This is a genomic window from Streptomyces tamarix (assembly GCF_032423885.1).
Classification (GTDB): domain Bacteria; phylum Actinomycetota; class Actinomycetes; order Streptomycetales; family Streptomycetaceae; genus Streptomyces; species Streptomyces tamarix.
In genome coordinates, this window is the sequence record NZ_JAWCTQ010000019.1 from 96,549 (window position 1) to 118,750 (window position 22,202).

A 22,202-nucleotide genomic window follows, 5' to 3' on the forward strand; every position below is an offset into this window, starting at 1 on the left:
CACCCTCGGGAAGAGCCATGCTAGTCCAGCGTCGCATAGATGTTCGATCACTCCGCCGGGTGACGTGGACATCACGTTCCCTTCCAGGCATGAACCATTTAGGCTCCGGGCACGTCCTCCTGAACAACCGGCAACCCAGCCGGGGGGACATACGACACAAGCAACGCGAAACCCGTAACGCACAGCTACACAGCAATACGGCTCATTCGCCGCCAACCGGCAGCAGACAGCCACTTGGAAAAAGTTTCGAGGAAAAGCCGCGAGCGGGAACGTTTTCGGCCTGGTTGGATGTTGACCCTGGTACGACAGCTCGTCGAGCTAGAGAAGAGGCGACGTGACTACTGTTCTGACCCCCGCGAGCCCGCTGACGGCCGCCGACCGCTGCGATCGCTGCGGCGCCCAGGCATATCTGCGCGTCGTGCTGACCAGCGGTGGCGAACTGCTCTTCTGCGCCCACCACGGCCGCAAGTTCGAGCCGGAACTGAAGAAGATCGCCGCGGAGATACAGGATGAGACGGACCGGCTCACCACGGTGCCGGCCGGAGCAGCCGACGAGGACCGCTGACACGCGCAATCCACGACGAGCGAACCGGTCCAGGACCGGCCATCGGGCGGCCGCCCCCGTCACCGCGGGGTCCCGGCCGCCCGCCGTTTCCCGTACGCGCAGCCGTACGACGGAGGGCGGCACCCCGTGTGACGGCGGGGTGCCGCCCTCCGTCGTACGGCCGCCTCCCGTGTCGTACGGCCGCCCTCCACCGCACCGGCCGGGCCCGCGCCGGGCGGGAGTGCGCACGGGCGGCGACGTGGTGGTCACGACCGGGGAAGCACCGCCGAGACCCGGGTGTAGACGCCGGGGCTTCCCGCCAGCCCGCAGCCGCTGCCCCAGGACACCAGGCCGATGAGCTTGCCCCGCGCGATCAGCGGGCCGCCGCTGTCGCCCTGGCAGGCGTCCCGGCCGCCTTCCCGCGTGCCGGCGCACAGCATCGTGGCGGGGAGGTAGCGGGGCTTGCCCAGCCCCGCCGGATAGGCGCGGGCGCAGTCCTCGTCGGGCAGGACGGACACATCGGCGGCGTGCAGCACGTCCGCGTACGTCCCCATGCCCGTGGTGTCCCCCCACCCGTACACGGTCGCGTTCGTACCCGGGGCGTACGCGGAGTCGCCGGCGGGCGCCACCGGGATCGCGTAACCGCGCGGCAGCGGCCGGGCCAGCGTCAGTACGGCGGCGTCGCCCGCGTTGGTCCCCGCGTCGTACGCGGGATTGATCCACATCTCCTTGACGGCGACCTCGTGCCCGCCGCTCCCGCCGAGGTCGCTGCGACCGGCGATGACCTTGAGGTCCCGCAGTTCCTCGGGCCGTACGCCCAGCACGTCCTCCCGCAGGCAGTGCGCGGCGGTCGCCACCTTCGTCGGGGCGATGGCGACGCCCCCGCAGAACTGGCCCGACCGCATACGTCCGAACCGGTCACGGCTGGAGAGCGCCACGACCCACGGGGTGTCGGGCGCGTTCGCCGTCCGCCCTCCGACGACCCCGCTGTCGGCCGCCGCCGGAGCGGGCGCGACGAGTGGCGCGACAGCCGCCGCGGCGGCCAGGGCCACGAGGGCCGCCCGCTTCCTGCTGATGGGATGACGCGTACCGCGCATTCGGCCTCCTGACTCAGGGGTGCATATCGCTTACTCAGCGTCAATCACGCGGGGATCGGCCGCATCTCCGCAACGCCGGAGGGCCCGGCTCCTTTGATGGAACCGGGCCCTCCGGGGTGCTGTATACGGGCAAATGCGTTCGAGCTTCACTCAGTCGAGGTAGTCCCGAAGGACCTGCGAGCGCGAGGGGTGGCGCAGCTTCGACATGGTCTTGGACTCGATCTGGCGGATCCGCTCACGGGTCACGCCGTAGACCTTGCCGATCTCGTCCAGCGTCTTCGGCTGGCCGTCGGTGAGGCCGAAGCGCATGGAGACGACGCCCGCCTCGCGCTCGGAGAGCGTGTCGAGGACGGAGTGCAGCTGCTCCTGCAGGAGCGTGAAGCTCACCGCGTCGGCCGGCACGACCGCCTCGGAGTCCTCGATCAGGTCGCCGAACTCGCTGTCGCCGTCCTCGCCGAGCGGGGTGTGCAGCGAGATCGGCTCGCGGCCGTACTTCTGGACCTCGATGACCTTCTCGGGGGTCATGTCGAGCTCCTTGGCCAGCTCCTCCGGGGTGGGCTCGCGGCCCAGGTCCTGGAGCATCTGGCGCTGGACGCGCGCGAGCTTGTTGATGACCTCGACCATGTGCACCGGGATGCGGATGGTGCGGGCCTGGTCGGCCATGGCGCGGGTGATCGCCTGGCGGATCCACCACGTGGCGTACGTGGAGAACTTGTAGCCCTTGGTGTAGTCGAACTTCTCGACGGCGCGGATCAGACCGAGGTTGCCCTCCTGGATCAGGTCCAGGAACAGCATGCCGCGGCCGGTGTAGCGCTTGGCGAGGGAGACGACCAGGCGGAGGTTGGCCTCCAGCAGGTGGTTCTTGGCGCGGCGGCCGTCCTCGGCGATGATCTCCAGCTCGCGCTTGAGCTTGGGGGCCAGCTTGTCGGCGTTCGCCAGCTTGTCCTCTGCGAACAGGCCGGCCTCGATGCGCTTGGCGAGCTCGACCTCCTGCTCGGCGTTGAGCAGGGGAACCTTGCCGATCTGCTTCAGGTAGTCCTTGACCGGGTCGGCGGTGGCACCGGCGACGGCGACCTGCTGGGCCGGCGCGTCGTCCTCGTCCTCGTCGGACAGGACGAAGCCCTTGGCCTCGCCCTCGGCCTCTTCCTCCTCGCCCTTGACGACCGCGACGTCGTCGAGCAGTTCCTCGCCCTCGAGGAGCTCGTCGGCGTCCTTCTTGGTGGTCGTCTTCTTGGCCGTGGTCTTCTTGGCCGCGGTCTTCTTCGCGGCCGTCTTCTTCACCGCGGCCGTCTTCTTCGCGGCGGTCTTCTTGGCGGGGGCGCCGGCCTCGTCGGCCGGAGCGTCCGCGCTCTGGGCCGCCGGGACCGCCGGGGAAGCCGCGGCCGTCTTCGTCGCGGTCGTCCTGGCGGTGACGGTCTTGGTGGCGGTGCGCTTTGCCGGGCTCTTCGCTGCGACGCTCTTGCGGGCGCGCTTCGGCGACTCCGCTGCACTGACCATCAGCGTCACACCCTCTTCCTCGAGGATCTGATTGAGGCTGCGCAGAACATTCTTCCACTGGGTTGGCGGGATCTGGTCAGCCTCGAAGGCCCGACGCACGTCATCGCCCGCGATCTGCCCATCAGCCTTTCCCCGCTCGATGAGCGCCATCACAGACTCGGACTCGGCGATCTCCGGCGGGAGCGTACGGGATGTGCTGGCCGACACGAACAACCTCTCGGAACGATGGAAACGGCTTCCGGCCCCGCCCATGATCGGACCGGAGCCGACGACCGCCGGCGGGGAATGAGCCGACGACGCGGGCTGAACCTCGGAGGTGCACAGCGCCGTGGACGGCGGCTGTATTCCCTCTTCGGCTGTCACCTCTTAGGTCATCGCCGTGCTTCGAGGAGCGTTACGCCCAATCCACGTGGCCCGGGTCACACCTCAAAGCGGTGAGAACAGGGGCAAAGGTGGACTTTCCCATCTCAAGCGCGTCCGCGCCACCGCGTCCGCCGTCGCCCCGCCGCCCGGACCGCACCGCCGGGCCGCACCGCCGGGCGGCGCCGCCGGACCGTATCGCTGAGCGGCGCCGGTCGGGCCGTGCCGCCGGGTCCCGGGGCCGGACCGGATCCGGACGCCCCGGTGGCCCGGGCGCCCCGGTGGGTCCGGGTGCCCCGGTCTGGGTACGCCGGTGGGGTGCGGCGCCTCCGCGTTCCGTACGGCCTCGGATTCCGTGCTCCACGGCGCGCGGCCTTCGGGCACGGTCCGCGGTCAGTGCTCGCGCGGAGCGGGGACGACCCGTTCCACATCGGGCTGGATGGTGAGGAGCTGCCGCATGGCGGCCTCGGCGGCGGGGCCGTCGCCGGTGGCGAGGGCCTCGACGATGTGGGCGTGGTGGGCGAGGCAGGAATCGCCGGGGCGGTCACAGCTGATCGCCGGGGCGCCGGAGACCTGGAGCGCGGCGGAGACGATGCCGGAGAGGTGCTCCAGCATGCGGTTGCCGGCGAGCTGGATGAGGAGGGAGTGGAACTCGGTGTCGGCGCGGGAGAAGGTGAGGGCGTCACCCTGGGCCAGGGCGTGGCCCATGATCTCGACCATGTCGGCGAGGCGCTGCTGGGCGTCCTCGCGCCCGTGGCCGGCGGCGAGGCGGGCGGCGAGGGGCTCGATGGTCCAGCGGAGCTCGGCGAGCTCGCGGCGCTGGTCGTCGCGCTGCGGCCCGAAGGCGCGCCATTCGATGATGTCGGGATCCAGGAGGTTCCAGTCGCTGACCGGGCGGACCCGCGTGCCGACGTTGGGGCGCGCGCTGACGAGGCCCTTGGCCTCCAGGACGCGGAGGGACTCGCGCACGACGGTGCGGGAGACCTCGAAGCGCTGGCCGATCTCCTCGGGGACGAGCGGGCGGTCGGCGCCGAGGTCGCCGGAGACGATCATCTGGCCGAGTTGCTGGACGAGTTGGCCGTGGAGTCCACGGCCGCGGTTGCTCGTCGACCGGCGGCCCATCCGGCCCAACTCCGTTTCACCGGCGTCCCAGGCAGGGGGGCCGACGCGATCGGCCGTGGGGGCCTCCCCGTACGGGTAGCGGTCGAGACCGCCCGGGGCGGGGAGGCCGGCCTCGGCGGCGCGGGCGGCGGTCATCATGGTGTGCGCAAGGGTACTCACGCATCCTTTGTCGGCGCCGTTTCCGAACCTCTTGAGGTCTTTGGTGAAAAGCACACGAAAGGGTGATCGGCGCCCACACCGCAATTGACGCCTTATCGGAAGGAAGCGGGCAAATTCCAAGGGCTTGTGACCGATTGACGCACAACCACCGCCCCACGGTTGACAACCAGTCACCAGCGAGTGTCGTGCCGTAGTCCCATGAACAGAAACGCGCAGAGGAGCACGGCCAGGGACAAGGCCAGCGCCACACCGACGGGTTGGGCCACGACGCGCAAGGCGCCGTCGAGCCAGCGGTCCGCCTCGCGGGGCCAGCGGGGCCAGGCCATTTCGCGCAGGCGGGCGGGCAGCCCGGCGACGGTGCGGACGGCCGGGCCGAGGAGCGCGTCCTCGACGACCGGCGCGATGACCACGGGTACGGCGAGGACGGCGGCGATCCCCGCGGCGGCGGCCCGGAACACCCCGGCCGCCAGCAGACCGGCCCAGGCGCATCCGACGACGAGGGCGATCCAACTGACGCACAGAGTCGGCCAGTTGCCCGGAACGGGGATCAACGAACCACCGTAGACGAGCCGCAGCGCCTCCAGGTCGACGACGGCCACGGCGACGGCGAGCAGCAGCGCGGTGGCGGCCGTGACGACGAGCTTGGCCAGCACCAGGCCGAGCTGGCGGGGGGTGGCACCCGGGGAGGCGGGGAGCACGGGATGGCGGTACTCGTCGCCGAACGAGAAGGCACCGACGAGTCCGGCCCCGAGCGCGGCGGGCGGCAGTGGCAGCAGCTCCGGCCAGGCGGCGACGGCGACGGGCGGCGGCGTGGCGGCGTGGCGTCCCAGCAGGACGGCGAGCACGGCGGAGCAGGCGACGGCGCCGCCGAGCGCGATCGCCGTCGAGGGCACTCCCGTGAGGCGCCGCAGCTCGTAGCGGAAGGGCCGCAGCGGCCCCCGGCGCCGTCTCCCGCCGCGCCGCCGCGCCGCGCGGGGGGCGGGGGCGGGGGTGGGGTGGCCCGGGGTGGCGCGGACGGCGGCCCGGAGCCCGGCGCCGGCCGCCTGCGGTTCGGTGGGCCGGGGTTCGGGGAGCTGGGGCCCGGTGGACTGCGGTCCGGTGGACTGGGAGTCGAAGAGCTGCGGTCCGGTGGACCAGAACTCGGAAGGCTGGAGCCCGGAGTGGTGCGGCTCAGTGGGCTGGAGGCCGATGGGCTGGAGGTCGGCGGGCTGGAGGTCGGCGGGCTGGAGGTCGGTGGCGGGTTCCGGCTCGGGGCCGGGGCCGGTCTCCTCGGCGAGGCGGTGGAGGAGGATGCCGTGGCGGAAGGCGGTCTCGCCGACTTCGGCGCAGTCGCTGCCGTACACGTACAGCCGGTTGCCCCGCTCGGTGACGGCCTCGACGGAGCGGCGGGCGGCCCGGGCCTCGCGGGTGAGCTGCGCGGCGAGGCGGGCGGCGTGCGGGGTGCGGACGGCGACGCGGGGGCGGAGCCGCGTACGGGCGAAGACGGCGGCGTCCTGGTCGGCGACGAGGCGCCCGGCCCGGATGGCGACGACGCGGTCGGCGGTGCGGGCGGCCGCCTTGGGGTCGGCGGTGGTGTACAGGACGGTGCCGCCCCGGGCGGCATGGGCGCGCAGCACGCCGTACAGCCAGGCGGCCTCGTGGGGCGGGAGCCCGGCGGTCGGCTCGTCCAGGACCAGCGCGTGCGGGTCGCCCAACAGGGCCGCGGCGATGCCGAGTCGGCGGTCCACGCCGCGGGAGAGGGTGCCGAGCCGCTGGTCGGCGAACTCTTCGAGGCCGACGGTATGGATCAGGTCGTCGGCGCGGGATGCGGGGACGCCCGCGACGGCGCAGACCATCCTGAGCTGGCCGCGCACGGTGCGCGCGGGGTGCCCGGGCACGTCGCCGAGGAGGGCGCCGACCTCGCGCGGCGGGTGGGCGACGCGGCGGAGGGGCCGGCCGCGGAAGTAGGTGACGCCCCGGCCCCGTTCGAGGCCGAGCATCAGGCGCAGGGCGGTGGTCTTGCCCGCTCCGGCGGGGCCGAGGAGGGCGGTGACCTGTCCGGGCCTCGCCTCGAAGGTGAGGTCGTCCACGGCGGGTGGGCGGTTCCGGCGCGGCGTACTGGTGAGTCCGATTGCCTGGAGCATCGCTTCTCTCGCGGTAGGTGAGACCGCTCGGCGGCAGGGCGGGTACCGCAGCACGATAACCCGGCATTTCGGACTTTCCGTGCAGGGTGGGGGCCGCGGGGCGCCGGATCCCGGTGCCGCCCGCGGGAGGTGCCTCAGACTTCGGGGCGGAGCATCGGCGGATTGAGCAGCGTGGCACCGCCCGCACGGAACAGCTGCGCCGGACGGCCGCCCTGGCGGGTGGTGGTGCCGCCTGCGGGCACCAGGAAACCCGGCGTCCCGGTCACCTTCCGGTGGAAGTTGCGCGGGTCGAGCGCCACGCCCCACACCGCCTCGTACACCCGCCGCAACTCGCCGACCGTGAACTCCGGCGGACAGAAGGCCGTGGCCAACGAGGAGTACTCGATCTTGGAGCGGGCGCGCTCGACGCCGTCCGCGAGGATCCGCGCGTGGTCGAACGCGAGCGGCACGGGCGGCTCGTCGCCGCCGAAGCCCGCCTCGGGGCTGAGCAGTTCCTCGACGGGCGCCCAGCGGACGCTGTTGGCGTCGCCGCCCGGCCGGGGCGCGGGCAGGTCGGGCGCGAGGGCGAGGTGCGCGACGCTGACGACCCGCATGCGGGGGTCCCGCTCCGGGTCGCCGTAGGTGGCGAGCTGCTCCAGATGGGCGCCGGCACCGGGCGCGGGCGCCGGGTCCCCCGGGTCGTGCGCGCACAGCCCGGTCTCCTCGGCCAGCTCCCGCGCCGCGGCGGCGCCGAGGTCCTCGTCGGCCCGTACGAATCCCCCGGGCAGCGCCCAGCGGCCCTGGAACGGCGGCTCTCCACGCCGGACGACCAGTGCGCACAGGGCGTGGCGGCGCACGGTGAGGACGACCAGGTCGACGGTCACGGCGAAGGGCGGATAGGCCGAGGGGTCGTAGGGGGACATGCCGCGATCATAGTCGTCTTCCTGACGATAAACACGCTCGCCGCGACCCCCGGCCTCGGCGTCCGGCGCGTTTCCGCCCGTCCGCCCGTCCGCTCGTCCCTCCGCCCGCTTCCCGGCAGCGGTCCGCATGTGGTCACACCCCCAACTGAAGTCCGTCGGCGGCCTCCTCGACCATGCCGAGGCCCAGCCTGCTCACGCGCGCCGCGAACGGCTGCCCCGCGACGCTGAGCCCGGAGAGCCGGACCGCCCCCAAGGGGGCGCAGCGTACCGGGTGCAGCGCGACCGTGCGGGCCGGGGCGTCGGGGCGGATGCCCACGAGAGCGGTGAGGACGTGGACGGCGGCGGCCGCGGCCACGGCGGCGGGGCGGCACGCCGAGGGGTGCGGCACCGGAACGCCGTCCTCGGTCCGCTGTACCCCCGCGTACATCTCGGGCAGTCGGTACGCGAAGGCGTCCGCGGCGTCCAGCAGACCGCGCAGCAGCCCGGACGCCTCCTTCTCCCGCCCGATGGCGGCGAGCCCCGACACGGCGACGGCCGTCTCGTGGACGCGTACCGCCCCGGCCCGGTGCCCGAACGGATTGTGCCCGGGCTCCTTGGCGCCGAGGCTGCGCAGGCCCCAGCCGGTGTCCAGCGCCGGGCTGCCGAGCAGTCTGGCCACCTGCTCGGCCCGCACCTCGTCGAGCAGCCCGTCGGCGTGGCGGCCGGCTCCGAGCAGACCGGTGTCGAGCAGGTATGCCATGGCACCGCCCAGGTGCGGCAGGCGTCGGCCGTCCGCGGTGAGGGCGGCCGCGGGCCGGCCGCCCGCGGGGTCGTCCAGCCAGAAGTCCTGCCGGAACCGGCGTCGCATGGCCCGCGCCCGGTCGCGCCACTCGTCGGCGCCGGGCCGGTCGCACGCCTCCAGGAGCTCGGCACCGAGCAGGGCGGCCCGGTGGCCGTGGGCCTGCGTCTCGGCGCGCCGGACGGGGCCGTCGGGGCCGGGTTCGGCCACCAGCCCCTCGTCGTCCACGGCGGTGCGCAGCCAGTCAAGGCAGCGCTCGGCGGTGGGCAGCAGCGCCGCGAGGTCCTGCTCGGGAAGCCCCCAGAGGCGGGCCTCGGCGAGTACGGCCGGAAAGGCGAGGGTGGCCTCCACACCGGTGCAGGCGGGCGGCAGGTGGGGGCCCGCGTCGCGGAGCGGCCCGGGGACGTGCCCGGCCGCTCCGGGTCCGGCCTCCAGCGAGCGGGCGACACCGCGCAGGGTGTCGGCGGCGAGCCGGGTCCCGAGGGGGAGGAGCATACGGGCGGCCCAGAGGGCCTCGGCCGGTGCGGGACCCGTCCGCCACGGCACGCCCGCCGCCAGGTGGAGGTCGGACGGGTGTGCGGGGTCGCGGACGAGCAGGCCGCGCAGGTCGTCGAGGGCGGTCTTGAGGAACTTTCCGACCCGCGGGTCGTCGGCTTCGGCGCGGGCGTCCGGGAGGTGCGGGCCACCGGCGCGGCCCGCCGGCCTGAGGGGGCGTCCCCCGCGGACGGACAGGGCGATGGTGCGGGCGGCGCCGGGGGCGACGTCCAGCTCCCAGCGCAGGAGTCCGGCCGACGCGAGGGCGTCCTGGGGCGGGGGGTCGGCCGTGACGGCGGCCCGGGTGCCGTCGGGTGCCGTCCAGTGGAGTCCCGAGCCGTGGACGGTGGCCGGGAGCTCGGGCCCGGGCCGGCCGGAGACGACGGCGCCGAGCGCGGCGAGGTCCGTGCCGAGGGACAGCTCCACGGGGAGGCGGAGCGGGTGGGCCGTCGTGTTGCGCAGCGTGATCCGTTCGGAGCCGTCGGCGTCCCGTGAGCGTTCGACGGCGACACCCGGGTCGGGGCCGGGGTCGGCCGGGGTGCGGACGACGGCGACGAACCGGGCCCGGCCGGCCGAGGCGAGCCGGCCCTGGACCGTGAGCGGGTCGTGGCCGAAGACCCGTAGCCGGCAGCGGGAGAGCAGACGGCGCCCGGACTGGTAGACGCCTTCCAGGCCCTGCCCGGTGAGCTGGCCGTGTCCGGCCGAGACGGCCAGTCCGGGGAGGGCGACGCAGACGAGGGCGTGGTGCACGGGCGGCAGTTCGCCGGGGCGTCCGCCGGGCGGGGGGACGTGGCCGGCGGCGGAGGGGTGCCGAGTCCGCTCCCGGGGGGCCCGGCCGGGTGCGGACGCGGCCTGGTGGGAGGCCGGGGTGGGGACGGTGGGGTCCATGGGTCGTCTGCTGAGCCTTCTGTGCGCTCCGGACAGCCGCTGGAGGTACGGCGGCACGGGTCGGGCGACTCCGCCACCCTCGTGAACGGCCGTACCGGGGCGGGGGTCACGGCTGTCATCGGGCACTCCCCCGATCGCTCCCGTCCGCTTCCGCGGCGCCGGACGGGCCGCCCTCACGCGTGCCGCACGGCTCTCGGAGGCCGGTGCGCCGGTCCGCGCGCGTCCCGGTGCCGGGGCCGGGGCCCGTGGCCGGGGCGCCCTGAGCGGTGCCCCGGGGCCTGCCGACCCGGGCGCGCAGCCGGCGCCGTACCCCGCGCGCTCCCGTTCCCCGCCCGGCCGGCCGCGTACCGGACCCGCGCCGGGCCTCGGCCTTCGTACGGGCGTCGCGCTCGCCGCGCAGGCACTCGCGGAGCGTCTCCGGGTCCAGTTGCTCGTTGCACGCCTGGTGCAGCAGCCGGGCGAAGACGTACTCGGGGTCGGCTTCGAGCGCCAGGCCCAACGCGACACGGGCGGCGGGCTCGTCGGCGGTCGACCAGGAGACCCATCCGGCGAGGGTGAGGGGCGCGGCGGCGTGTTCGCCGTAGACGCCGACGCAGCGGCGGGCCAGGGCGCGCCAGAGGCGGAGCGCGTGGTCCGCCTCGGAACCTTCCATCCACTCGGCGGCGCGGTCCCGGGTGCGGCGGTCCTGCAGGCCGACGATCAGTTCGGCGGCCTCCTCGTGGGTGATCAGCGCGTCGTCCCTGGTGTCCGAGGTGTCCTGGTCGGCGAGGGGCGGATGCTCGGCGAGCCGGTCGACGAGCCGCCGCGCCAGCCGGATCGTGTCGTCCCGTACGTCCTTGCGCGCCTCGGTATCGAGGATGCGGCGGACGAGTGCGGCGCTGGCGGTGTCCAGTGCGCGCTCCTGCTCGGCCACGGTGGCGCGGGCCGTGCGGGGCCTGAGCCTGGCCTCCATGTCGCGCAGCGAGCCGCGGACGTGGATGCCGGCGTAGGCGGCGGCCGCCGCCATGACCGAGGTGCCGGGCGGGGCGAGGGCTGTGCCGTCGGGCGGGCAGCAGTCGCTGTCGGGGCAGCAGTACGACCAGAACCTGCCGTCGGAGAGGCACAGCGCCTCGTACACGGGGACGTCGAGGGCTCCGCACGCCGTGCGCAGCTTCTGGGCGAAGGGCCGCAGCCGCTCCATCACCCTTCTGCCGCTCTCGCCCTCGGCGGGGTCCTGGCAGAGGAAGACGACGACGCCGTCCGGGCGGGCGCCGCGTCGCTCGCACCCCTCGACGAGGCACTCGGCGAGCTGCTCGGCGACGGGCGCCCATTCGCGGGGCGAGCTCGGGATGCCCAGCCTGAGCCGCCCGCCGAAGCGGCCGCGCTCGCCGTGCAGGGCGAGCAGGACCACGGAGTCGGTCGGATGGAAGCCGAGTGTGTAGGGAAGCGCGTCGGCCAGTTCGGCGGGGCCGCGCAGGGTGATCCGGGGTTCGTCGGTGAACCCCGTGGTGCTGACGGGCAGCGCGCCGCCGGACGCGGAGGCGCTCTGGGGACCGGTGGGGTCGTTGTGTGCGTTCATGGCTCGACGGTCCCGCCCTCCCGCCGATCCGTCGACCCCTGTGGATAACCGTTGTCCACAGGTGCGGCGGCCCGTTCGCCCGTTGTCGGTGCCCTGTTGTTCCCTGTGGGGTATGAAGCACACGAACGACCGGGACCCGCGGGCCGCGGCGGTGTTCCTGGCCGAGGACCCGGAGCCTCCACGGCTGGTGGCCTACCCCCTCGGGGCGACGGCGTGTCCCCCGGTCCGCGCACCGGGCCTACGTGGCCGCCCTCCCCGACAGGTGGCTGGTCATGGCACCCCACCGCCACGTCGTCGTCGCGCACGCGCCCGAGGACCCGGCAAGCCGGAGCGCGTGGCGGGCGGTACCCGTCCTGGACGCGGGCTCGGGGCGCGAACCGGGGGCCGTGATCCGCTCGCCCCGTAGCGTCTCCGATCGTCCCGTGACGTCGCCGGACGGTCCTGAGCGTCGTCGGCCGTCCCCGAGCGCGACGGCGCGCGCCCGTCCGGCCCGTTCCGCGCCCCTGCTGAGCCGAGCACGGAACGCCCCGCGGCGGGGCCCGCGGGAGGGCCGCACGAGGCCGCCGCCGGGACGGCGAGCGGTCGCACGCGGGGGCGGAGGGGTTCAGCCCGTCGTGGCGAGGACCAGCGGGAGGACCTGGTCGCTGCCCGCCCGGCGGAGGAGGCGGGCGGCGACCGCGAGGGTCCAGCCGGAGTCGGTGTGGTCGTCGACGAGCAGGACGGGGCCGGGAGTGCGGGCCAGGGCGGCGGCCAGGTCCTCGGGGACGGCGAAGGCGCCGGACAGCGCCCTGAGGCGCTGGGCGGAGTTGCTGCGGCGTGCCGCGTGCGCGCCGTCCGGCCCGGTGTACGCCAGGGCGCCCAGGTAGGGGAGGCGGCCGACCTCCGCGATGCCCCGGGCGAGGGTACCGACCAGCTGCGGGCGGGTCAGGGACGGTACGGCGACGACTCCGACCGGCCGGGCGGAGGCGTCCGGGACGTTCGGCGCCCAGCCGCCCGGGGAGCGGGCCCAGTCGGCGAGGACCGCCACCGCGGCCCGCAGGACGTCGTCGGGGACCGGCCCGTCGGGCGCGTTCTCGGCCAGCAGCGGGCGCAGCCGGTTGCCCCAGCCGATGTCCGAGAGCCGTCCCAGGGCGCGCCCGGTGGAGCACTGCTCCTTGGCCGGGATGCGCCCCTTGAGGTCGACGCCCAGCGCGGGCATCCCCGTCGGCCACATGCGGCGCGGCTCGACCTCCACCCCCGGGCGGTCCAGCTCCTTCACCGCGCCCGTCAACGTCTCCGCCGAGACGGAGGGGTCGGCCCAGGCGCCCGCGCAGTTGTCGCAGCGGCCGCACGGGGCCGCCTCCTCGTCGTCCAGCTGCCGGCGCAGGAACTCCATCCGGCACCGGTCCGTGCTCACGTAGTCGCGCATGGCCTGCTGCTCGGCGGCCCGCTGCCGAGCGACCCGGGCGTACCGCTCGGAGTCGTAGACCCACGGTTCGCCGGTGGAGATCCAGCCGCCCTTCACCCGCTTGACCGCGCCGTCCACGTCGAGCACCTTGAGCATGGTCTCCAGGCGGGTGCGCCGGAGGTCGACCGCCGCTTCCAGGGCCGGTACGGACAGCGGCCGTCCCGCGTCGGCGAGGGCGGCGAGGGTCTGGCGGACCTGCGCCTCGGGAGGGAAGGCGGTGTCGGCGAAGTAACGCCAGATGGCCTCGTCCTCCTTGCCCGGCAGCAGCAGCACGTCGGCGTGGGCCACCCCGCGCCCCGCACGTCCCACCTGCTGGTAGTAGGCGATCGGCGAGGACGGCGAGCCGAGGTGCACCACGAAGCCCAGGTCCGGCTTGTCGAAGCCCATCCCGAGCGCCGAGGTCGCCACCAGCGCCTTGACCCGGTTCTCCAGCAGGTCGGCCTCGGCCTGCAGCCGGTCGGCGTTCTCCGTGCGTCCCGTGTAGGAGGCCACCGCGAAGCCGCGCTGCCGCAGGAAGGCGGTGCCCTCCTCGGCGGCGGCGACCGTGAGGGCGTAGACGATCCCGGAGCCCGGCAGCTCGTCCAGGTGCTCGGCGAGCCAGGCCAGGCGGTGCGCGGCGTCCGGCAGCCGCACCACGCCCAGCCGCAGGCTCTCCCTCTCCAGCGGGCCGCGCAGCACCAGGGCCTCGCCGGCGCCGGTGCCCAACTGCTCGGCCACGTCGGCGGTGACCCGCGCGTTGGCGGTCGCGGTGGTGGCCAGCACCGGCACGCCGGGCGCCAGCTCGGCGAGCATCGCCCGCAGCCGGCGGTAGTCGGGGCGGAAGTCGTGGCCCCAGTCGGAGATGCAGTGCGCCTCGTCGACCACCAGCAGGCCGGTCGTGGCCGCGAGCTTGGGCAGCATCTGCTCGCGGAAGTCCACGGAGTTGAGGCGCTCCGGACTGACGAGGAGGACGTCGGTCTCGCCGCGCTCGACCTCCTCGTGGATCGTGTCCCACTCCTCCGGGTTGGCCGAGTTGATGGTGCGCGCCCGGATACCGGCCCGCGCCGCCGACTCGACCTGGTTGCGCATCAGCGCCAGCAGCGGCGAGACGATCACCGTCGGGCCGGAGCCGCGCCGGCGCAGCAGGGCGGTGGCGACGAAGTACACCGCCGACTTGCCCCACCCGGTGCGCTGCACCACCAGCGCGCGCCGGCGCTCCTCCACCAGGGCCGCCACCGCCTGCCACTGGTCCTCCCGCAACCGCGCCGAACCCCCCGGATCACCGACGAGCTCGGCGAGGATGGCGTCGGCTTCGGTGCGGAGCTCCAGGTTGTCCATGCCCCCATGCAACCCGATGGCGAGGACGAACGGCCACTTCACCCGGTGTGACGGTCGGATCGCGGAAGGGCGCCCTGGCCTCACGCCGATCGCGACCAGGGCGGAGTGCCCGGCCGCGATCACTCGCGATCATGACGTCCGCGCAGGTCAGGGTCTGTTTCTGCGGGGAGTGCGTACGCCTTTCCCGTCGTGCGGCCCGAGCGGCCGGGCGACCGGGGCGTCCACGGCCGGGGGCCGCCCGCGCCGGAGCCTCCGGTCGGGCGGCGGCACGTCCGGGCCGGGGCGGCGGGCGGGGCCCTCGATGCGGAGGGGCGGAACGGACGGAGGGTCTGGGGGGCTGGGGGGTGGGACCTCCCGGGTCGGCGGCGCGCGGCGTGCCCCTGGTGCGCGCGGGGCGTCGGTGGTTCCGCCCGGACCCGCCGGTCGGCTGCCGCCGGGGGCCCCGCGGCTGCTCCGGTCGACGGTTCCTCCGGCAGCGGCCGGACACCGTCCGTGGCCGGCGCGGTCGCCCCGCCCGGCGGGAACGGCGGAGGTGTTTCCGCTGGTCCTCGCGGTCACGGGCCGACCCGTGACGGTGGGAAGGAGCGTCACGGCCGGGAATTGTGGGTCATAACATCCCATACCCGGCAGGCGCCGCAATTGCTCGTTGCCGCCCACCCGTGCGGCCAGCGAGAATTGGGATCCGCCCCTGCACGGTCCGTTCGCGGTCCGGGAGGGCCGTGCCGCGGCGGGCCCTCACCCGACCCCTGCCCGCTCTGTGGGCGCGTATGCGAAGGGAGGACCGTGACCTTCGGATTCGCTCCGTCCGCAGCCAGTTCGCTGACCTCGCCGGCCGGTTCCGCCAGCCGTCTCGCCCGTATGCTCGAGCCCGCCGAGTGGGCGGCGGCCGGGATTCCCTTGCTGCGCAACCCCCGTGACGTCGTCACGGGACTGCACGCCCGTCACCGGCCGCGGCCGGGGAGCGCCGTGGTCGCCGTCCTCGACCACGAGGAACGGCTCATCGCCAGCGCTTCGTTCACGCCGGGGCCGCTGCCGGCGGACGGGTGGGACTTCCGCAACGCGCTGCTCGCGCACCTGCGCCGGGTGATCCCGCACGATCTGCGGCGCCGCACCCCGGTGCGTACGGCCGTCCTGCTCTACTGCCGGGAGGGCGACGCGCGCTGGACGGAGGAGGACGGGGCGTGGATGTGGGGCCTGCGGGACGCCTGCACGCTCCACGGGCTCCGCTGCGGCGCGTACATCACCCTGACCGGCGACGGCTGGCAGGTGCTGGGCGAGGGCCGCGGAGGCCGGAGCCCGCACGCGGCGTCGCCGCCGACCGACCTGTCGGACGCCGGCGCGGACGAGGGGCCGTCCGCGCCGCGCAGGGCGAGCGGTGCCGCCGAGGCCCTGCGCCGGACGGCGGCACGCTAGCCTCCCACACCGACCCGGACGGGGGCTCACCGGGCCGGACGGCGGTGCCGTCCGGCCGTGGAGTGAGCCTCCGTCAGAGGGCGGTGCCGAGCACGGTGTTGATCCGCTTCGGATCGCCGCAGACGATGAGCAGCGCACCGGCGCGGTTCATCGCGGCGGGCAGGGCCCGGGCGGTGGCGGCGTCGTCGCCGCCGTTGACCGCGACGACCACCACGGGCCGGGCCGAAGCGCGGTCCACGGCGGAGGCGTCGGCGAAGAACACGTCGTCACCGGCGTCGTGCTGGGCCCAGTAGGAGGCCTCGCCGAACGACAGCTCGTGCGCCGCCCACGGGTGCTTCTCACCGGTGGTGAGCACCAGGATGTCGCCGGGGGCGCGGCCGTTCTCCAGCAGGAGGTCGACCGCCTCCTCGGCGGCGTCGAGGGCACCGGCCGGCGGAGCCGGGATCAGCTGGACCTGAGGTTCGTTCCGGGACCCCCCGGAACGATTCTCCGGCCGGCGGGCCGGCTGTCCGCCCGCGGTGTGCGGGCGCGGCACCGGCGGCGTGGGCCTGACCGGTCCGGCACCCGGACGACCGGGGCGGGGTGAGGCCGCGGTACGCGGGCCGGGTACGGGTCTGGGGGTCGGCGCGGGGCGGCCTGCGGCCGGCGTGGCGCGGGGACCCTGGGCACTCTCGTGAATCTGAGGCTCCTCGGGGGTGAGAGGCATAATCGGATGTTTATCAAACGCCGGTGCGAGTGGCATCGGCGGGTGGCTGGTATGCGCGGTCCGGCGGTACGGCCGCGCACCTGGTGACCGGTCAGAAGTCGAAGCCGAGCTGGCCCCCGCCTTCCAGTTCGGTCGTCTCCGCGGGCACACGGACCTTCCTCAAGTGCCGCCACCGGGGCAGCGCATCCAGGTACGCCCAGGTCATGCGGTGGTGCGGGGTGGGACCCAGCTCGGCGAGCGCGGCCCTGTGCACCGGCGAGGGGTAACCCGCGTTGGCCGCGAACGCGAACGGCGCATACGTGTCGTCCTGCGACTCCAGTTCGGCCATCATCGCGTCCCGTCGCACCTTGGCGATCACCGACGCCGCCGCCACGGCGACACAGGACCGGTCGCCCTTGATCACCGTACGGACCTGCCAGGGGTCTCCCAGGTAGTCGTGCTTGCCGTCGAGGATGACCGCGTCGGGACGCACCGGGAGCGCGTCCAGCGCGCGTACGGCGGCCAGCCGCAGCGCCGCCGTCATCCCGTGCTCGTCGATCTCCTCGGGCGAGGCGTGTCCCAGGGCGTGGGCCGTGACCCACCGTTCCAACTCCGCGGCCAACTCGGCCCGGCGCCTGGGGGTGATGAGCTTGGAGTCGGTGAGTCCGGCCGGGGGCCGGCGCAGTCCGGTGACGGCGGCACAGACCGTGACGGGCCCCGCCCACGCACCGCGGCCGACTTCGTCGACTCCGGCGATGACCTTGGCGCCGGTTGTCGCTCGGATCGAGCGCTCGACGGTGTGTGTGGGTGGTTCGTACGGCATGGCGCCTGACAGGTTACGCCGCCCGTCCCCTCCCGCGACACCCGGAGGGGCATCCGGTGCGCTCCTCCTCCCGGGGACGGCCCGGCGGACCGGGGCGGTGGAGGGCGCGACGGTGGCGGGACGGCGGCGGGGCGGGGCTCGCCGCCGTCTTCCCGGCACCGCCACGGGCGCGCCGGGGAAGCCGCCGGGCGGCCGTCTGACCTGGGCGGGAACGGGTGGGGCGGGCGGTGCGCGCGGGCGCGGGGCGGGGCGTCAGTAGCCGGGACCGGTCGGCATCCAGTCGGGGAGGTCCTCGGTGCGGGCCAGCCAGTCGGCGGGCGGCGCGCCGGCCGATGTGGCGGCGACCACACCGCCGACGATGGCGCACGTCGTGTCGACGTCACCGCCGGCCTGCGCGGTCGTCCAGAAGGCCCGCTCGTAGTCGTCGAGGGAGCGGGCCGCGGACCACAGGGCGAACGGCACGGTGTCGTGGGCGCTGGTCCGCCGGCCGCAGCCGAGGACGGCGGCGACCGTCTGCGTGTCGTCGTAGTCGAGCATGTCGCGGGCGCGCCGCAGTCCGGCGCCGACGGCGCTGCGCGGCACCAGGGCGACGACGGCGTCGAGGAAGTCGGTGGCCTTGGGCGGTCCCTGCGGCGCCGCGGCGAGTGCGGCGGCCGCCGCGACCGCCATGCAGCCGACGACCGCCTCCCGGTGCTGGTGCGTGGTGTAGGAGGAGATCTCCGCCTGGTGGGTGGCCTGTTCGGGGTCGTCGGCGTACCAGGCCCCGAGGGGTGCGATCCGCATGGCCGCGCCGTTGCCCCACGAGCCCTGGCCCTGGAAGAGGTCCGCGGCGAGTTCGCGCCAGTCGCCGCCCTCCCTGACCAGCCGGAGCATGCGGTTGACGGCGGGACCGTAGCCCCGGTCGAAGTCGTGGTGCACCGCGAAGGACCGGGCGAGCGCGTCCTGGTCGATACGGCCGTGTCCGGCGAGGACGGCCAGGACGGAGCAGGCCATCTCCGTGTCGTCGGTCCACCGCCAGGGGTCGGGCGGCAGCTCGCACCGCTTCAGCAGGGGGTAGTGGGCGGGGACGAAGAACTGGGAGCCCAGGGCGTCCCCCACGGCCAGTCCGCGGAGGCTGGCGAGAGCGCGTTCGAAGCGCCGGTCGGGAGAGAAGTCAGCGGTCATCGCCCGGCCACTCTATCCGGTGGTGCCTCTCCGCTCCGGGCTCAGCGGACGAGGCGTCCGGCCTCCAGCCGCCGGGTGCGGCCGGTGAAGCGGCGGCGGAGCAGCCGGTCGTGGGAGACGACGACGAGGGCGCCGGTCCAGCGGTCGAGGGCCTCCTCCACCTCCTCCACCAGGTCGGGCGCGAGGTGGTTGGCGGGTTCGTCGAGGAGCAGCAGATCGGCGGGACGGGCGAGGAGCCGGGCGAGGGCGAGGCGGCGGCGCTGTCCGGCGGAGAGGGAGCCCACGGGCGTGTCGAGGTCCCGGGGGCGGAACAGTCCGTACGACAGGAGGAGCCCCTCCTTCTCGTCCTCGGTGCCCGCCAGGCCGCGGCCGAACGCGGTGCGCAGCCGCTCCGCCGGGCGGCTGACGGGTATCTCCTGGGCGAGGAACCCGATGGCGCCGCGCCGGGTGACGGAGCCGCTGTCCGGGGTGAGCAGTCCGGCCATGACGCGGAGCAGGGTGGTCTTCCCGGCGCCGTTGTCGCCGTGGACCAGCAGCTTCTCCCCCGCCGCGACGGTGAGGCGGTCGACGGCGAGCCGGTCTCCCACGCGTACGTCCACGAGGGTCACCAGGTCGCCGTCGACCGTGCCGGTGAGGGGCCGGGCGGTGAAGGCGAGGGGCCGCGGGGGCGGTGGCACGGGGTCCTCGTGGAGGCGGCGCAGCCGTTCGCGCGCGGCGCGGACGCGTCCGGAGACCGACGCCTGGACGCGTCCGGCCGCGCGGTCGTAGGCCATCTTGTTGTTGTCCCTGATCGCGCGGCCGGCGGCGACGCCGTGGGCGGTGGTGGCGGCGTACGCCTCCAGCCGGGCGGTCTCGTCGCGCCAGTCGGCGTACGCCTGCTCCCAGCGGCGGCGGGCGGCGGCGCGCTCCTCCCGGTAGCCGGCGTAGCCGTTGCCGTGGCGCACGACGGTGCGGCGGTCGGCGTCCACGTCGAGCACGGTGGTGGCGACGCGTTCCAGGAAGGTCCGGTCGTGGGACACGGCGACGACCGTGCCGCGGTGCGCGAGGAGGGCGTCCTCCAGCCAGGAGAGGGCCTTCTCGTCCAGGTGGTTGGTGGGCTCGTCGAGCAGCATCACCTCGGGCGCGGCGGCGATCAGGCAGGCGAGGCCCAGGCGGGCCTGCTCGCCGCCGGAGAGGCTGCCGAGGAGCCGGTCCCGGCCGACACCGGCCAGGCCGACGCCGTGCAGGGCCTTGTCGATCCGGGCGTCCGCCTCGTACCCGCCGCGCAGTTCGTACGCGGTGAGCAGCTCGCCGTACGCGGTGAGGACGGTATCGTCCGCGTCGCCGAGGGCCGCTTCGAGGTCGCGGAGGCGTGACTCCATGGCCCGCAGTTCGCGCAGGGCCGCGTCGACGGCCTCCCCGACCGTGCGGTCCGGCGGAAGCCGGGGGGTCTGGGTGAGCAGGCCGGCGCCGCCCTCGGCGACGGTGATCACCTCGCCGTCGTCGGGGGCCTCCGCACCGGCCAGGAGGTGCAGCAGCGTCGACTTGCCCGCGCCGTTCTCCCCGACGATGCCGACCCGCTCGCCGGGGCGCACGGTGAGGGAGACGTCGTCGAGCAGCAGTCGCTCGCCGCGGGACCTGGTCACGTGGTGAAGGGAGATCTGCGTGGGCAAAGGCCACCTCCATGACCGGCGGACGGAGGACGAGCAGGGATTAACACAACTCTTGTCGCGTTACCGAGAGTGTGACACACTCACCCTGTCTAACGCAACGGAAGTGGCGATTGGTTGGCGACATGGAGCAGCGGACTCCCCCACCCGGCACCCGCCGCCCCGGCGGCCGTACGGCGCGGACCCGCGCGGCCGTGCGCGACGCCGTGCTGACGGGCCTGACCGAGCACGGCTACCCGGGCCTCACCGTCGAGTACGTGGCCGAGCGGTCGGGCGTGCACAAGACGACGCTGTACCGCAGGTGGGGCGGGGTCGAAGGGCTGGTGGCGGACGCCCTGGACCTCGCGGGCGAGGACGGCTGGGCGCCGCCGGACACGGGGACGCTGGAGGGCGACCTGCGGGCCCTCGCGCGCGAGGTGCGCGACTCGTTCGCCGACCCCGCGGCGGCCGCGGCGCCCACGGCCTTCGTCGCGGCGGCGTTCCAGTCGGAGCGCGCGGCCGACGCGCTGCGGGCCTTCTACGCGGAGCGGTTCGCGCGCTGCGAGGCCGTCGTCGAGCGCGCGGTGGCACGCGGCGAGGCACCGGCCGGCACGGACGCGGGCGCGGTGGTGCGCGCCGTGTCGGCGCCGCTGTTCCTCCGGCTGTTCGTCACGCGGGAGCCGGTCGACGCGGCGCTGGCCGACCAGGCGGCCGCGGCGGCCGTCGCGGCGGTGCGGGCGGGGGCGTTCACGACGGAAGCCGACACGGGCACGGCGGCGGGCACGGCCTCCCCCGCCGCCGCCTCCCCCGCCGCCGGCCGCTGACGCCCGGCGCGCGCCGCGGCGCCGGCCCGCTCACACCGTCCAGGCCGCGTCGAGGTCCACGACGTCCCCGGTCAGGGCGACGACGTCCGTCGCCAGTTGGGCGCGCAGGGCGAGCCGCTCCACCCGCTCGGCCCGGTACTTGCCGTGCTCGGCCGCCGACCGCCACATCGACAGGACCAGGAACTCGTTGCCCGGGGCCTCCCCGAACAGGCCGCGCAGCATGCCGGGGGACCCGGCCATCGCGGGGTTCCACACCTTCTCCTGCATCAGGGCGTAGTGCTCGACCCGGTCCTCGCGGATGCGGCTGTGCGCGACCCGTACGACGTCGGCGTCGGTGAAGCGCGGCTCGAAGCCGGTCTTCACGTCGAAGCGGTAGTCGAACAGCTTGACCCGGGCGTCCTTGAAGGTGCCGGACTGCGCGGCGGCCAGCCTGCCGTGCGACCGCGCCATGAAGGAGTCGTAGAAGGGCCGGCTCTCCCAGAAGGAGAAGACGTGGGCCACACCGGGGCGCAGCCGGCTCCATCCGCCGCCCTGCCCCCGGAAGCCGGGTTCCCCCAGCAGTCCCGCCCACTTCCGCTGCCCCCGCTCGAACCCCCGACGGTCCACCACGGTGCAGCGAGTCCACTTGACCAGCACCGCGCCATCGTACGGCGCGGGGAACCGGCCCATATGGCATTCTCCACTGACGCTCCGTGACACCATGGACAACGGATCCGGCGCGGAGGGGAGTTGCCCCTCCGCGGCACCGGTACCCGGAGAGGGGGAAGCTGTGAGCAGTCTCAACAAGGGTGTCGAGAAGGTCGAAGTGGCCCTCAGGTGGGACCCGAGCACCGGCGGCGGCCCGGTCCACGACCTCGACATCATCGCCGCCGTCTACGGCGCCCAGGACCCGACCGGCGCACCGGCGTACCTGGTCCACTTCGACAGCCGTTCGCCGGACGGCACGATCACGCTGAACAGGGACAGCCGTACGGGGCAGGGCCTGGGCATCGACGAGTCCATGACGCTGGAGCTCGACCGGCTCGCCCCCACCTACGCGCGCGTAGTGGTGGGCGTCGCCATCCAGCAGGGCGGCGGCCGGGTCACCTTCGGCGACGTGGCGAACACCGGCGTGATCGTCAAGGAGGGCTACGACGAGCTGTTCCGCGACGACTTCACCGCCGTGCGGGACGCCACCTCGGCGACCGTCGTGGAGTTCACCCGCGAGACTCCGAGCACCTGGACGTATAGGCCCGCCGTCCACGGCTTCGACTCCGACCCGGACGCCTTCACCCGCCTGATGGGCACCCCCCGGTAAGGGACCGGGAGGCCGGCGGGGGCCGCGGGCCGGCGCACCCGT

General features: G+C 74.8%; 17 protein-coding genes. 4 read left to right on the top strand and 13 right to left on the bottom strand.

The features are described 5' to 3' along the window. Nucleotides 1–334 precede the first annotated feature (334 nt). Nucleotides 335–565 (top strand): DUF7455 domain-containing protein, encoded by a 231-nt coding sequence (locus tag RND61_RS17155; RefSeq protein ID WP_023586158.1) that lies wholly within the window; start codon nt 335–337, stop codon nt 563–565. A gap of 245 nt (nt 566–810) precedes the next feature. On the opposite strand, the gene RND61_RS17160 is transcribed toward RND61_RS17155, so the two are convergent. The 8 genes from RND61_RS17160 to RND61_RS17195 all read right to left on the bottom strand — a co-directional run bounded on the left by RND61_RS17160 (nt 811) and on the right by RND61_RS17195 (nt 14,326). Continuing rightward, nucleotides 811–1,641 carry a S1 family serine peptidase gene (locus tag RND61_RS17160; protein ID WP_315878842.1) on the bottom strand — a complete coding sequence of 277 codons (831 nt, stop codon included), beginning with the start codon at nt 1,639–1,641 and terminating at the stop codon, nt 811–813. A gap of 150 nt (nt 1,642–1,791) precedes the next feature. Beyond that, nucleotides 1,792–3,345, bottom strand: coding sequence for an RNA polymerase sigma factor (locus tag RND61_RS17165; RefSeq protein ID WP_315878843.1), 1,554 nt, complete (start codon nt 3,343–3,345; stop codon nt 1,792–1,794). Nucleotides 3,346–3,891: 546 nt separating this feature from the next. Next, nucleotides 3,892–4,779 carry a FadR/GntR family transcriptional regulator gene (locus RND61_RS17170; protein ID WP_315878844.1) on the bottom strand — a complete coding sequence of 296 codons (888 nt, stop codon included), beginning with the start codon at nt 4,777–4,779 and terminating at the stop codon, nt 3,892–3,894. Nucleotides 4,780–4,949: 170 nt separating this feature from the next. Then, complete coding sequence (locus tag RND61_RS17175) at nt 4,950–6,902, bottom strand: ATP-binding cassette domain-containing protein (protein WP_315878845.1); 1,953 nt, start codon at nt 6,900–6,902, stop codon at nt 4,950–4,952. Nucleotides 6,903–7,036: 134 nt separating this feature from the next. Then, a complete protein-coding gene (locus RND61_RS17180) occupies nt 7,037–7,804 on the bottom strand; it encodes an NUDIX hydrolase (protein ID WP_315878846.1) in 768 nt (255 codons plus the stop codon). A gap of 133 nt (nt 7,805–7,937) precedes the next feature. After that, on the bottom strand, nt 7,938–10,004 hold the full coding sequence (locus tag RND61_RS17185) for a glycogen debranching N-terminal domain-containing protein (protein ID WP_315878847.1): 2,067 nt from the start codon (nt 10,002–10,004) through the stop codon (nt 7,938–7,940). Between the two features lie 115 nt (nt 10,005–10,119). Further along, nucleotides 10,120–11,562 carry a DUF4192 domain-containing protein gene (locus RND61_RS17190; RefSeq protein WP_315878848.1) on the bottom strand — a complete coding sequence of 481 codons (1,443 nt, stop codon included), beginning with the start codon at nt 11,560–11,562 and terminating at the stop codon, nt 10,120–10,122. A 604-nt stretch (nt 11,563–12,166) separates the two neighbouring features. Continuing rightward, entirely contained in the window at nt 12,167–14,326 is a 2,160-nt protein-coding gene (locus RND61_RS17195; RefSeq protein WP_315878869.1) for a RecQ family ATP-dependent DNA helicase, read from the bottom strand. A gap of 783 nt (nt 14,327–15,109) precedes the next feature. Between RND61_RS17195 and RND61_RS17200 the strand changes: the two genes are divergently transcribed. Beyond that, nucleotides 15,110–15,739, top strand: coding sequence for a hypothetical protein (locus RND61_RS17200; protein WP_315878849.1), 630 nt, complete (start codon nt 15,110–15,112; stop codon nt 15,737–15,739). A 73-nt stretch (nt 15,740–15,812) separates the two neighbouring features. On the opposite strand, the gene RND61_RS17205 is transcribed toward RND61_RS17200, so the two are convergent. The 4 genes from RND61_RS17205 to RND61_RS17220 form a co-directional block, all read right to left on the bottom strand. After that, nucleotides 15,813–16,445 carry a hypothetical protein gene (locus tag RND61_RS17205; RefSeq protein ID WP_315878850.1) on the bottom strand — a complete coding sequence of 211 codons (633 nt, stop codon included), beginning with the start codon at nt 16,443–16,445 and terminating at the stop codon, nt 15,813–15,815. Between the two features lie 91 nt (nt 16,446–16,536). Continuing rightward, entirely contained in the window at nt 16,537–17,247 is a 711-nt protein-coding gene (locus RND61_RS17210; protein WP_315878851.1) for a ribonuclease HII, read from the bottom strand. 252 nt (nt 17,248–17,499) lie between these two features. After that, on the bottom strand, nt 17,500–18,411 hold the full coding sequence (locus RND61_RS17215; RefSeq protein WP_315878852.1) for an ADP-ribosylglycohydrolase family protein: 912 nt from the start codon (nt 18,409–18,411) through the stop codon (nt 17,500–17,502). A 41-nt stretch (nt 18,412–18,452) separates the two neighbouring features. Then, nucleotides 18,453–20,063, bottom strand: coding sequence for an ABC-F family ATP-binding cassette domain-containing protein (locus tag RND61_RS17220; protein ID WP_315878853.1), 1,611 nt, complete (start codon nt 20,061–20,063; stop codon nt 18,453–18,455). Nucleotides 20,064–20,185: 122 nt separating this feature from the next. On the opposite strand from RND61_RS17220, the gene RND61_RS17225 reads away from it, so the two are divergent. After that, entirely contained in the window at nt 20,186–20,863 is a 678-nt protein-coding gene (locus RND61_RS17225) for a TetR/AcrR family transcriptional regulator (RefSeq protein ID WP_315878854.1), read from the top strand. Nucleotides 20,864–20,893: 30 nt separating this feature from the next. Here the strand turns inward: RND61_RS17225 and RND61_RS17230 are convergent, their stop codons facing one another. Continuing rightward, nucleotides 20,894–21,499: a YdbC family protein gene (locus RND61_RS17230; protein WP_315878855.1), complete on the bottom strand. Its 606-nt coding sequence runs from the start codon at nt 21,497–21,499 to the stop codon at nt 20,894–20,896. A 133-nt stretch (nt 21,500–21,632) separates the two neighbouring features. Between RND61_RS17230 and RND61_RS17235 the strand changes: the two genes are divergently transcribed. After that, the gene (locus tag RND61_RS17235; RefSeq protein WP_315878856.1) at nt 21,633–22,160 is read left to right on the top strand and encodes a TerD family protein; all 528 of its coding nucleotides are present in this window, start codon (nt 21,633–21,635) and stop codon (nt 22,158–22,160) included. Nucleotides 22,161–22,202: the final 42 nt, after the last annotated feature.

Coding starts and splice junctions, on each gene's coding strand:
- RND61_RS17160 (WP_315878842.1), bottom strand. CDS start 1,641: ATGCGCGGTACGCGTCATCCCATCAGCAGGAAGCGGGCGGCCCTCGTG.
- RND61_RS17175 (WP_315878845.1), bottom strand. CDS start 6,902: ATGCTCCAGGCAATCGGACTCACCAGTACGCCGCGCCGGAACCGCCCA.
- RND61_RS17180 (WP_315878846.1), bottom strand. CDS start 7,804: ATGTCCCCCTACGACCCCTCGGCCTATCCGCCCTTCGCCGTGACCGTC.
- RND61_RS17185 (WP_315878847.1), bottom strand. CDS start 10,004: ATGGACCCCACCGTCCCCACCCCGGCCTCCCACCAGGCCGCGTCCGCA.
- RND61_RS17190 (WP_315878848.1), bottom strand. CDS start 11,562: ATGAACGCACACAACGACCCCACCGGTCCCCAGAGCGCCTCCGCGTCC.
- RND61_RS17195 (WP_315878869.1), bottom strand. CDS start 14,326: ATGGACAACCTGGAGCTCCGCACCGAAGCCGACGCCATCCTCGCCGAG.
- RND61_RS17205 (WP_315878850.1), bottom strand. CDS start 16,445: ATGCCTCTCACCCCCGAGGAGCCTCAGATTCACGAGAGTGCCCAGGGT.
- RND61_RS17210 (WP_315878851.1), bottom strand. CDS start 17,247: ATGCCGTACGAACCACCCACACACACCGTCGAGCGCTCGATCCGAGCG.
- RND61_RS17215 (WP_315878852.1), bottom strand. CDS start 18,411: ATGACCGCTGACTTCTCTCCCGACCGGCGCTTCGAACGCGCTCTCGCC.
- RND61_RS17225 (WP_315878854.1), top strand. CDS start 20,186: ATGGAGCAGCGGACTCCCCCACCCGGCACCCGCCGCCCCGGCGGCCGT.